Below are 11,591 nucleotides of genomic sequence, written 5' to 3'. Positions count from 1 at the left end.
CCCGCCCGCCGGGCCTACAGGCGGACGAACATGAACGCCGTCATCGCAAGCCCGATCAGGACGATGCCGGCGCGCAGCACAGAGCGAGGGATCAGCCTCGCCAGCCTGCCGCCCGCATAGCCGCCCAGCAATGCGGCAACCAGCATCGCGAAGGCGTATTGCCAGTCGATCAAAGCGCCCGCGACATAAATGACCACGGCGATCGTGGTCAGTATTCCCGACAGCAGGTTCTTCAGGGAGTTCATGGTGTTCAGGCTCTGGTAGCCGCTGATGCTGAACAGCGCCAGCAGCATGATGCCGATCCCGCCATTGAAGAAGCCGCCGTATATGCTGACGGCGGTGAGTCCCACTTGCGCTTTCAGGGTGTTTTCATGCGGAGCGGCAGCGTCCTGCGATTGCGCAATGCTGCGCAACACGATAGGCGCAAACCAGAAGATCAGCGTGGCGACCAGCAGCAGCCACGGCGCCATGCTGCGGAATACATCGGGGTCGATCCAGATCAGCAGCAGCGCGCCGACACCGCCGCCCAGCGTGGCGATCAGCACCATGCGCTTCAACGGCATGGGGTGCCGTTCGGCGTGCAGGTCGCCGCGCATGGCCCATGTGCCCGAGAAGTAGCCAGGCAGCAGCGCCAGCGTGCCTGTGGCATTGGCCAGGACCGGCGGCACGCCGACGGCAACCAGCGCAGGCAGCGTCAAAAAGCTTCCGCCGCCAGCGACGGCATTGAGGATGCCGGCGAAGAATGCGGCAAGAATGACCAGCAGAAAATCCATGTATTGTCCCGTGACGGGGGAGAGAGTGGGTTATACCGGCGTGCCTGTCTTGCCAAGCCTGCGGGTTGGAGACAGCCATGATAGGTCGATTGACGGCGCTTGGCCAGTGGCCAGCTCCGCAATCAGGCTGCCGGTCAGGCCGCCCAGGCTCAGGCCGAGATGGCCGTGTCCATAGGCCAGCAATACATTCGGCATGGCGGGAGACCGCCCGATGATGGGCCTGCTGTCGGGAGTGGAAGGACGAGGGCCGACCCAGCGTGTTTCGGGCGTTGCGTCCACGCCGCTCACCCATCGCTCCAGGCCCTGGAACACGAAGGCTGCGCGATCATGATAGGGCGCCGCGTCGGGATGTGTGAATTCCGCTACGCTTGCCATGCGCAGGCCGTCCTGCATCGGTGTCAGTGCGACTTTGTTCTCGACCAGCAGCACGGGCGTGCGCAGGGTGGACGCGTTCTTGGGAAGGCGGACGTGATAGCCGCGCTCCGACACTACGGGCACGCCGACCCCCAGTTCTCTCGCGAACCGGGCGGACCACGCGCCCGCGGCTAGAACGACCTGGCTGGAGGGCAGGAAGGCTTCCGTGGTCTGCACACCGTCGTTGCGTATGGCCGTTACCTGCTGGTGCAGCAGCCTGCCGCCATTGGCTGTGACGCGGTCGGCCAAGGCCTGGCACAACTGGCGTGTGTCCGTCACGTGTCCCATGGCGGGGATATGGACGGCGCCGGCAATGTGCTCTGTCAGCGCGGGTTCCATTTCCCTGGCTTCTTCGACGCCAAGGACGCGGCACTCCACGCCCAGTTGCTGGCGCTTGAGATAGGCGCCATGCGAGTTCTGCATTGCCTGCCTGGAGCCGAAGACATGCAGGGCGCCGGTCTGGCGAACCAGGTGCGTGGCGCCGATATCCCGCAGCACCGGATTCCAGTGTTCCCAGGCGCGTGACAACAACTGGCTCATGACATGCGTGCCGCGCGCCGCCGCGTCGGCATTGCCCAGCCTGAGGAATTTCAGGAACCAGGGCAGGTGTTGCAGGACGTACGCCGGATTGGCGATGAGCGGGCCGCGCCTGTCCCGCAGCATCCGCCAGGACTGCCCGGCGATGCCTGGAACGGATTGGGGGAAGATCGAGGCGATCGCCATGTGCGCGGCGTTGCCGAAGCTGGCGCCCGCGCAAGGACCCTCGCGATCCACGATAGTGACGGCAAAACCCTGCTGCTGCAGTTTATAGGCGCAGGTGAGGCCGACGATGCCCGCTCCGACGATGGTAACGGAAGGCTGTGTCATGACAGGGCCGCCTCGGCGGGAAGGGGATGCTTCAGATGCGACAGATCTTCGGCGGTCAAGGCGTCCCAGAGGATAGAGGCGGCGACTTGCGTCGCGCTGCGCAATTGCGCTTCTTTTGCCAGACGACTGGTGTCGGCGCGCGTCAGCAGGTACTTCAGGTCGCTGTCCGGTTCGTTGAACCCGGCGATCAGGCGCATGGCGGGAATGCCCTGGGCGGCGAAGTTGGCGTGGTCGCTGTTGGACATCAGCGGCACATGGTGCCCAAGCTGGACGTCGACGCGCTTTGCCGCCGCTTGCGCGAGCTGGCCCAGTACGGGAAAGCCCGAGCTCAGCACCGTCAGGTTGTCGGAACCCGACAGCGAGTCCAGGTTCAGGTTCATGGACATCCGCGCTTTGCTCTCCGGCGCCAGCGCCTGCAGCCACTCGTGCGATCCGCGCAGCGCCCATTCCTCGGCGCTGAACAGGCAGACTGTCAGGCTGCGGCGCATGTGCGCCATGATCGGTGCATAGGCGCGCGCCAGCGCCAGCGCCGCCGCGACGCCGGTGGCATTGTCCAGCGCGCTTTCCGCCAGCGAATGTCCATCCAGGTGCGCGGACAGGACGATGGTTTCATCCGTCTGGCCGGGGAGCTCGATGCGCAGGGTGTGGGTTTGCGCATCGGGAATGTCCTCGCCATGCAGCTCGATGGACAGTGGTTCTCCGCTTTCCAGCAGGCGGCGGGCCGATTCCAGGGAAATCCCCACCGAGGGGATGCCGGGGGCGCCGGCGCGTCCGGAAGATCCGGAAACGGGACCGATGCCAGGCTCCTTCTGCACGATCAGGAAAGCGGCTGCGCCGGCCTCCTGGATCGCCGCCAGCTTGCGGCGCCGGTGAATGGTTTCAGAAGAGAAAGGGTATTCGTGCTCGACCAGCACGGCTTTGCCGCGCAGCTGCGCGCCTGCCGCGTGAATCTGTTCCAGAGTGCCGCGTCCCAGGTCCACGACATCCAGCACCAGTCCTTCCTTGGGCGTGAATGCCGCTCCCAGCAGGGGAGCGGCGTCAAGAAGCTCTCCGCTGTCAGCCAGACGCAGCGCGATATGGTTGCATCGCCATCCCTTGTAGCGGGTAGGATCGCAATGCACGGTGTGCCGCCCGTCGGATAGGGCGGCCTCGCAAAGGGCAAGCGCCGCAGCCTCGCTGTCGGATCCCGCCAGCCGCCCTCCGGTCCGGCAGATGGAGAGGAAGTCCTGCCAGAGCTTTGCGTCATTGTTCAGTGCCGCCCGCACCTGTTCGAAGGTTGCCTGCGCCATTGTGGCTGTACCGGCTGCGTCTTGCTTCATGGCTTGCTCAGTTGCTCAGGTGTGTTTGCAGGAATGCACGGGTGCGTTCATTCGCCAGCCGGGCGGATTCTTCATGGTAGAGGCTGCGCTGGTCGCAATTGAAGCCGTGCCCGGTGGGGTAGATGAAGGATTCGGCGTCGGGCGCGGATGAGATGATCTGCAGGATTTTTTCCTTGGAAATCAAATGATCTTCCTCGCCCCAGTGCAGCATCATCGGAATTTTCGGCTTGCGGTCCATGAGCGTGGCGATGGCATTGCCGTAATAGGAAACGGCGCAGCGGAACGTCGTCGTTTGCGCTGCAGTCGCCCACGCGGCGGCGCCTCCCCAGCAATAGCCGACGATGCCGACATTGCCCGCTTCGCTGACGCGGCGGCCTGCTGCCTCGACGTCGTCGATTGCAGTGTCCCAGGCGACGTGTTTCATCAATGCCTGTCCCTTGCGCACATCGTCCTCGGTATAGCCCAGGTCGAGATTGCGTTCGACGCGATCGAAGACCGCCGGGGCGATGGCCAGATAGCCCAGCGCGGCATAACGTTCCGTGACGTCCCGGATATGGCTGTTGACGCCAAAGATTTCAGGCAGGATCACCAGGCCTCCAACTGGCGTTCCGCTGGGGCGGGCCAGATAGGCATCCAGCACAAACCCGTCCCGGGATTCCAGCTTGATCCAAGTGTTCATCGCAATGACTCCTATGAATGAAAAAAACAGTGCTTCATGTTTCCGGGTTTCCGGAATGGGATCCGGCGGCGGTCGAGCGCCTGCCGGGCCGCATCAATCCATCTGGATGTCCGCCTCTTTGACGACACGTTCCCATTGATCCAGCTCTTGCCGGATCATGGCGGCGAATGCATCGCCTTCGTTCAGGGTGGGATTGATGCCCAGCGCGTCGAAGCGTTGCTTGAGTTCGGGTTCTGCCATGGCCGTGCGAACGGCTTCGGCGAGCTGCTTTACGGTGGCCTGGTCCAGGCCCGCCGGTGCGATCAGGCCCCACCAATTGATGGCTTTGACTCCCTGGATGTCGAAGGAATCGAAGGTGGGAATGTCGGGGTATTTGTCGACCTTCTTGTCATCGGCTACGGCGAGTGCGTTCAACTGCTTGTTCTCGACCAGAGGCATGCCGGTAGCAGTGCTGGTGAAGATGGCATCCACCTGTCCGCCGAGCGTTTCATTCAATGCGGGACCCGAGCCGCGATAGGGAACGCTGACGATGTTCAGTCCCGAGCGCAGGCGCAGCAGTTCGGCGGCCAGGTGTCCCAGCGAGCCGGGGCCGGCGTTGGAGATGTGCAGTTCCTCCTTTCGGCCCTTTTCCAGGAACGAAGGCAGATCGGAGTGGCTTGTCGATGCGGTGAACAGCACCAGCGGCGCGGAGCCGATCTGGATGATGGGGGTGAAATCCTTTTCCACGTCGTAGCCGGGGGACTGCTTGCGCACCACGGAGTTGAGGGCCAGGGCAACATCGGCAAGCATGATGGTATTGCCATCGGGCGCGGAGCGGGCAAGCTGCATGGCGGCGATGGCCGTGTTGGCGCCACCGCGATTGGTGACGACGACGTTTCTGCCCGTCGCCTTGGACAGATGGGGCGCCAAGGCCCGGACGATGATGTCGGAAGCGCCGCCCGGGGGATAGGGAACGATGAATTCCAGCGGGGCGGAACTGGCATGCGCCGCTGTCAGCATCATTCCTGAAAGGCATGCGGAGATACCGCATTTTTTCAGCCATTGCATTGTGTTCTTGACCATTTTTACGTCTCCAGAATAGATTTCATGGCGAAATCTTAGGGGGGAGGCAATTCACGGTCAAAGGAATAAATGGCAACCGTCATTCCTGAAAGGAATGGTTGACGATGCGGGCGAGTGCATTGCCGCCCTACATCAGTTCGACCGCGCCCGGTCCAGATACAGTGTCAATTCGTCCCGGCTTGTGTCCGCCTGCTCTTTCAGCCACACCAGGAAGCGGTCGCGCACATGGGTATTGCTTGTGCTTTTGGGCAGCACGACATGGTAGGTGAACCTGGAAGAAACCTGCTCCATGAAGGGGCGTGCCAGCTCCCCGCTCTGGAGTTCGCTCTGCACCATGAACAAAGGACAGATGCCGAAGCCGAGACCGGCCTTGATTGCGGGTATCAATACCGAAAAGCCCTCGAACACCATGTTGGCCTGCATGGGAATATGCTGGCCTGGCGCCATGGCCTGCGCCCATTCGTGCCAGTCATAGCCGCGTTGCGCGCGGTGCAGCAGCGGCAGTCCCTGCAGATCCTGGATGGATCGTATGCGATGTTGCCGCAGCAGCGCGGGGCTGGCGACCAGCGCCATTTCACGTCCCAGAAGATAGTGGGAGCGTGCATTGGCCCAGCGCCCGGCGCCCAGGCGGATCGCAATATCGAACCGCTCGCTCGTGGAAGCAAGGTCCGGCAGGCGCGGTCGGACAGACAAGGGGCAGGACGGGTACAAGCGATGAAAGTCCGGAAGCCGCGCAATCAGCCAGTGCGTGGCGAAGGCCGGAGAAGCGGATATTTCGAGCGGAGCCGATGCCATGGCTTCCTGTCCGGCAACCTCTCTGGCGAGGCCGTGGCCGGATTCCAGGAGGGCCAGGGCTTCGTTGGCGTGCGTCAGGTAGACATTGCCGGCGGCGCTCAGGGAGAGCTTCTTCCCGGTGCGGATGAACAGCGCTATGTCCAGCGCCTCTTCCAGGCTCTGTATGCGCTTGCTGATCGCGCTTTGCGACACGCACAGGGTTTCCGCGGCGCGGGTAAAGCTGCCTGAGCGCGCAACCTCGATGAAGGCTTTCAGTTCTGCGACGGAGTGAAGCATGGCGATGTCGATCCGGGGTGGGGCGTAGATGTATTTCAGGAGCGTGGGCGGGGGAGCCGGATTTCATTTTACGGCGATCGTTCGTTTCTGGACTGCGAGGATCGGACCCGGGCCAGAGTCGAATGGAAAATCCGTGGATAACAAAAAGGTATGCTGGCCTCCAAAAAAATGATTATGAGCATGATTCTCGCCGTGGAAGAATGAAAAAAAGAACTGTTCCATTTCATTTTTCTGCCATGTTCCTGGCAGGCGTGGAGGTAGAGACTCATGTGGATTCGTGGATTTGTGGCCGCGGCAGGCGCGCTTTTGTTTGCTTTGAATGCTTCGGCAGCGGCGCAGCCCGCCAATGGCGTGCCGTTGCGCATCATCGTTCCGTATGCGGCCGGCGGCCTGGCGGATATCACGGCAAGGCTGATGTCCGAACACCTGACGCCAAGACTGGGGCAGACGGTGATCGTCGAGAATCGTCCAGGCGCCAACGGCTCGATCGGCACAGCGGTTGTCGCCGGCGCCAAGCCGGATGGCAATACCCTGGGGCTGGTCGTCAGCTCACATGCATTCGGGAAAGCGCTGATGCCGGATCTGCCGTTCGACCCCATCAAGGACTTCGAGCCCGTGACTCAGGCGACGCGAACGGCCACGGTGCTGGTTGCTACGCCAGGATTGCCGGCGGATGATATCGAGACACTGATCGCCTACGTGAAGCAAAGGCCCGGCGAATTGGCGTTTGCGTCTCCGGGCAATGGCAGCAATATGCATATTTTCGCCGAACAGCTTGTCGAAATGACTGGGCTGGACATGCTGCATATTCCGTACAAGGGCAGCGCCGCAGCCCACCTTGATTTGATCGCTGGACGCACCCAGATCGTGTTCGATACGTTCGGCGCCGTAGAACAGCATTTGGCGGCAGGAAGGCTCAAACTGCTGGCCGCAGGGGGAGATACGCGTCTTCCGAAGTATCCGGAAGTACGCACGCTTGCGGAGCAGGGGCTTCCGGGTATCCACGCCGAGTCCTGGGGAGCATTCATTGCGCCGGCCGGTACGCCCAAGGAGCGCATTGATCAGCTGCACCGCGAGCTGACGGCCGTATTGCAATCTCCGGAAATCCGGCGGCGGCTGGAGGATGCCGGCGCTACTGTCGTCGCGGGCTCGCCGCAGGAGCTGGCGGAGTTGATGGCGAAAGAAGAGAAGAAGTACGGCGAATTGATCCGCCGGCTGAATATCCAATTGAATTGATGACAGGTGTTCCCGCGTTCCGGATATGACGGCGGTAACCCTATGCATGAAATCGGGAGTGTCATGAAAGCAGTTTCGTATTACCGCCCCTATGGCTGGAAAGCAAAGATCGGGCTGATCGTTCCCTCGACCAACACCGTGATGGAACCCGAGTTCTGGAAGCTGGCCCCTCCCGGCGTTGCTGTTTTCACCGCTCGCGCAACGCTGCTGGGCGCGGCGACGACGGAGTCCTATTTCCGGATGGCGGAATCTGTGAACGACGCGGCGCAGCAACTGGCGACAGCGGAAGTCGATACCGTCATTTACGGTTGCACGTCCGGATCCTTCGTCTGCCCCTTGCCGGAGCTGCTGGATAATATGCGGCAGCGCGCCGGCGTGCCGGCCCTTGCCTCGGCCGGCGCGGTGATTGCGGCCCTGCGCGCGCTGCAGGTCGATAAAGTGTCGCTAGTGACGCCTTACCTGGACTTTGTGAATGAGCGCGAAATCGCATTCCTGAAGGAACATGGCGTGCAAACGCTGCGGCTGAAAAGCTTCTCGATGGGAGAAACGCAGGAAGAGCGCAGGGCCATCGGCAAGGTGCCTCCCCAGGCGATTTACCGGCTGGCGCGCGAGGCCGATCATCCGGATGCGCAGGCGATCTTCATCTCCTGCACGAACCTGCCGTCCCTGGACGTCGTCGATCTACTGGAAAAAGAGCTGGGCAAGCCCGTCATTACCAGCAACCAGGCCAGTCTATGGGCATGCCTGCGGCGTCTGGGCCTCAGGGATGCGATACCCGATCATGGCAGGCTGCTGTCCGACTGCCTGGACCCCGTCGGCGATATCTGACCACGCGCTATTATTAACGCCGACAGGAGCGGAAACAGGCGAGTGAACAGTGAGCAGACCCTTGAACCCCAGGCAGCTGGAAGCCTTTCGCGCCGTCATGCTGACGGGCAGCATGACGGGGGCGGGACTGATGATCTCCATCTCGCAACCTGCGGTATCGCGCCTGATCCGCGACCTGGAGGACGATTTGTCGCTGCGCCTGTTCCAGAGGCAAGGCAATCACTTGGTCGCCACGGACGAGGCAAGGCAGCTTTATCGCGAGGTCGAGCGGCATTTCGCGGGTACGGAGCGTATTCGTGATGCGGCGCGCACCATCAAGGAGTCTTCCTCGGGACGCATGCACATTGGCGTCATGCCTACGTTCTCGGTGTATTGCGTGCCGGAGGCGGTCAGCCGATTCATGCGCCGGTTTCCGGATGCTGTCGTGTCGGTGACTTCCGACAGTTCGGTCAATCTGGTGCAGATGCTGCTGCACGGGCAGGTGGATGTCGCCTTTGCCACGCCGCCGCATGACCTGACAGGGTTCGATCACGAGCCATTCCCGGATGTACACGCCGTATGCGTCATGCCCGATGGGCATCCCCTCGGCAACAAGGCCGTCGTTTCCATTGAGGATCTGCATGGCGTCGATTTCATCGAGCTGGGCCCCAACAGCAGCCAGCGCATCCAGCTCAGCAATGCCATGGATGCAGCAGGGGTGAACCCCAGAAAGCGCGTGCAGACACTGCACTCGTCCTCGGCGATGAGCTACGTCTCCAGGGGATTAGGGGTGACCGTTATTGACGCCATTGCCGCGCTGGGCTCGCCGAATCATTCGGTCCAGGTGCGCCCGTTCAAGCCCGATATCGTCATGCGGGTTTCCGCACTGTACAGGCAAGGCATACCGCGTCCCCGGTTTTCGGATGTTTTCGCCGATATGCTGAAGGAAGTGGTTGCGGGGCAGTTGGGCGGGGTTCAGATGGGTTAGGGGACGTGGGTGGAGGTTTTTGCGCATGCAGCAGCCCACAGAAGATATGATGTAGAGATCGTGGACTATCACTGAAAGGAGTGGATCATGGTGCGCAAAATCGCCCCGGTGACTCCCGGGGAATTGCTTCAGGAAGAGTTTTTGTTGCCGATGGGCATCACCCAATATCGCTTGGCCAAAGAGATCGGCGTATCTCCCCGGCGTATCAATGAAATCGTCAAGGGTATGCGCGCTATTACGGCCGACACTGATCTGCGTCTCTCGCGGTTTTTCGGGCTGTCGGATGGCTACTGGCTGCGGGCTCAGGTAGCGCATGATACTGAAGTGGCCAAGGAAAAGATGCGGGATGTTTTGGCGGGCATCAGGCGCTGGGATGTTTTGGATGCCAGCGCGCGGTGAGCCGTTCAGGAAAATGATTGAGTCGCCGTATTTTATTGTGCTATTCAATGACAAACAGCCCCGAGGAAATATCCAAGGGGCTGTTGGATCTAGGCGTTTGCTGCTTGAGCTAACGCTGCCGTCACATTGCTGCGAATTAACGCAGCAGCGACAGGACAGTCTGCGGAACCTGGTTGGCTTGCGCCAGAACCGAAGTGCCGGCCTGCTGCAGGATCTGAGCGCGCGTCATGTTGGAGACTTCGACGGCGTAGTCGGCGTCTTCGATGCGCGAGCGGGCTGCGGACAGGTTGGTGACCGTGTTGTTCAGGTTGGCGATTGTGGACTGGAAGCGGTTTTGTACAGCACCTAGCTCAGAGCGCAGAGTATCAACTTGAGACAGTGCATCATCCAGAGCAGCAAGAGGGTTGGATGTTGCTGTCAGACCTAAAGCTACATCAGCATCGTATGCTGCGGCCGCAGCGGCTGCGGCGGTTGCGTCGGTAAAGTTAACTGTGACCTCGCCTGTAGTGGCATCTGGGCCTGCCGCAAGTTTATAAAGCGTACCATCAGTGCCTTTGACTGCGTAATTTGCATAGAGACCAGTTGTTTCGTCATAGGTACCATAGCCATGTACAGTCGAGTCCGCTGTAATTGGAGCGCCTCCAACACTGGTAAGGGTCAGACTCACGTCTGCGCTGATCGCGGTACTACCATCAGCTGCCACGGCTGTTACATTTTTAATGGCGCCTGACAGGCCACTAACGCGGAAGCCTTCGAGATCCAGTGTAGTACGGTTGATCTGTTTCAGATTGACATCGATGGTTTCGTTATCGTTAGCACCAACTTGCACAGTTAAAGTCGTGTTGTTACCAAGGACCTTCACCCCGTTGAACTGCGTTTGTTCGGATACTCGTGTAATTTCATTCAAGCGCTGATCAATTTCTGCCTGGATGGAGTCCAAGTCAGTGGCAGAGTTGGAACCATTAGCCGCCTGAACGGTAAGTTCACGCACGCGCTGCAGGTTGTTGTTGATTTCGTTCAGCGCGCCTTCCGTCGTCTGCGCGATGGAAATGCCGTCGTTGGCGTTGCGGGCGGCTTGCTGCAAGCCCTTGATGTTGGCCGTGAAGCGGTTGGCGATGGCCTGGCCGGCGGCATCGTCCTTGGCGCTGTTGATGCGCAGGCCGGAGGACAGGCGCTCGATGGCGGTACCCAGGGCATTCTGCGACTTGCTCAGGTTGTTCTGCGAAACCAGAGCCAGGTAGTTGGTATTGATAACAGACATGAGAGACTCCTGTGAGGGAATTGGCGGCGGGGAGCCGCCGGTTATGCCAGGAAAGCCAGCTTCGGCTTGACCTGGTGCCCCTTGGTACTGCTTGACCGCGTGGCCCCCGGTATTTCCTGTACATCAGGGTTTACGGGGGGCGCCAGTTGAACTTTAGGGGCTGTCACATAAAAGTTTTCAGATGATTGTTATGGGTACTGCCATATCGCTCGACCTGAGTTCAGGCAGGTTTACGGCAGAAGGATCATCTTCTTTAGCCTCTTCGAACCCAGTGGACAATATGGCCCCGTTCCGGGGCTTGCGGCACGCCTGTTGCTTTATCCTGGCTCAGGCAATGATCGATAGGTGCTCCCCTTCAGTTGGCTGCCTTTTGGATTTTCCACCAGTGCTTGCAGCACCTCTCATCAGCCTCCGTAAAGCCAACTCGCGGGAGGTGAGAAATTATGTCAACCAAACGTAAACTACTTGTGCCTGCGGCGAAAGAGGATGCCGACATCAATCGCGGCATTGCGGCTGATCCCGATACCTATGAGCTGGGCAAAGACGAGTTTCAGCGATTGAAACGCGTGGGACGACCGCGCCTTGCATCGCCCAAAGTGGCAGTGACGATTCGCTACGACTGTGAATCGCCCCGGGAATCGCGGAGGCTGTTTGGTTAAAGTACAGCGTTCATCGGCACGGCGGCGGGGTGAGTACGGTGATAGAGTTCCTCCGC

The 11,591-nt window shown here is 60.7% G+C and carries 12 protein-coding genes; 5 read left to right on the top strand and 7 right to left on the bottom strand.

Annotated features, from left to right (window positions below):
• Window positions 1-14: 14 nt before the first annotated feature.
• The 6 genes from EV686_RS14965 to EV686_RS14940 all read right to left on the bottom strand — a co-directional run bounded on the left by EV686_RS14965 (window position 15) and on the right by EV686_RS14940 (window position 6,185).
• A complete protein-coding gene (locus EV686_RS14965) occupies window positions 15-773 on the bottom strand; it encodes a sulfite exporter TauE/SafE family protein (protein ID WP_132477763.1) in 759 nt (252 codons plus the stop codon).
• A gap of 30 nt (window positions 774-803) precedes the next feature.
• Entirely contained in the window at window positions 804-2,054 is a 1,251-nt protein-coding gene (locus tag EV686_RS14960; RefSeq protein WP_132477762.1) for an NAD(P)/FAD-dependent oxidoreductase, read from the bottom strand.
• Window positions 2,051-3,373, bottom strand: a complete 1,323-nt coding sequence (locus EV686_RS14955) for a M28 family peptidase (RefSeq protein WP_132477761.1) — start codon at window positions 3,371-3,373, stop codon at window positions 2,051-2,053. The genes EV686_RS14960 and EV686_RS14955 overlap by 4 nt, the downstream gene beginning before the upstream one ends.
• Window positions 3,374-3,380: 7 nt before the next feature.
• Complete coding sequence (locus tag EV686_RS14950; protein WP_132477760.1) at window positions 3,381-4,052, bottom strand: dienelactone hydrolase family protein; 672 nt, start codon at window positions 4,050-4,052, stop codon at window positions 3,381-3,383.
• Between the two features lie 93 nt (window positions 4,053-4,145).
• Complete coding sequence (locus EV686_RS14945) at window positions 4,146-5,114, bottom strand: Bug family tripartite tricarboxylate transporter substrate binding protein (protein WP_132477759.1); 969 nt, start codon at window positions 5,112-5,114, stop codon at window positions 4,146-4,148.
• Between the two features lie 132 nt (window positions 5,115-5,246).
• A complete protein-coding gene (locus tag EV686_RS14940) occupies window positions 5,247-6,185 on the bottom strand; it encodes a LysR substrate-binding domain-containing protein (RefSeq protein ID WP_132477758.1) in 939 nt (312 codons plus the stop codon).
• Between the two features lie 306 nt (window positions 6,186-6,491).
• Here EV686_RS14940 and EV686_RS14935 point away from each other — a divergent pair, with 306 nt between their 5' ends.
• From EV686_RS14935 to EV686_RS14920, 4 genes are all read left to right on the top strand, one after another.
• Window positions 6,492-7,421, top strand: a complete 930-nt coding sequence (locus EV686_RS14935) for a Bug family tripartite tricarboxylate transporter substrate binding protein (protein ID WP_207901816.1) — start codon at window positions 6,492-6,494, stop codon at window positions 7,419-7,421.
• 63 nt (window positions 7,422-7,484) lie between these two features.
• Window positions 7,485-8,249, top strand: coding sequence for a maleate cis-trans isomerase family protein (locus tag EV686_RS14930; RefSeq protein WP_243650909.1), 765 nt, complete (start codon window positions 7,485-7,487; stop codon window positions 8,247-8,249).
• Between the two features lie 49 nt (window positions 8,250-8,298).
• Window positions 8,299-9,216: a LysR family transcriptional regulator gene (locus EV686_RS14925; RefSeq protein WP_132477755.1), complete on the top strand. Its 918-nt coding sequence runs from the start codon at window positions 8,299-8,301 to the stop codon at window positions 9,214-9,216.
• Window positions 9,217-9,303: 87 nt separating this feature from the next.
• On the top strand, window positions 9,304-9,615 hold the full coding sequence (locus EV686_RS14920; protein WP_207901814.1) for a HigA family addiction module antitoxin: 312 nt from the start codon (window positions 9,304-9,306) through the stop codon (window positions 9,613-9,615).
• A 136-nt stretch (window positions 9,616-9,751) separates the two neighbouring features.
• Here EV686_RS14920 and EV686_RS14915 read toward each other — a convergent pair whose 3' ends face one another.
• Window positions 9,752-10,876, bottom strand: coding sequence for a FliC/FljB family flagellin (locus tag EV686_RS14915; protein WP_132477754.1), 1,125 nt, complete (start codon window positions 10,874-10,876; stop codon window positions 9,752-9,754).
• A 443-nt stretch (window positions 10,877-11,319) separates the two neighbouring features.
• On the opposite strand from EV686_RS14915, the gene EV686_RS14910 reads away from it, so the two are divergent.
• Window positions 11,320-11,535 (top strand): hypothetical protein, encoded by a 216-nt coding sequence (locus EV686_RS14910; RefSeq protein WP_132477753.1) that lies wholly within the window; start codon window positions 11,320-11,322, stop codon window positions 11,533-11,535.
• Window positions 11,536-11,591: the final 56 nt, after the last annotated feature.

Origin of the sequence: Paracandidimonas soli (assembly GCF_004342005.1) — a bacterium.
Taxonomy (GTDB): domain Bacteria; phylum Pseudomonadota; class Gammaproteobacteria; order Burkholderiales; family Burkholderiaceae_B; genus Paracandidimonas; species Paracandidimonas soli.
This window is presented reverse-complemented; position numbering and strand designations above follow the sequence as displayed.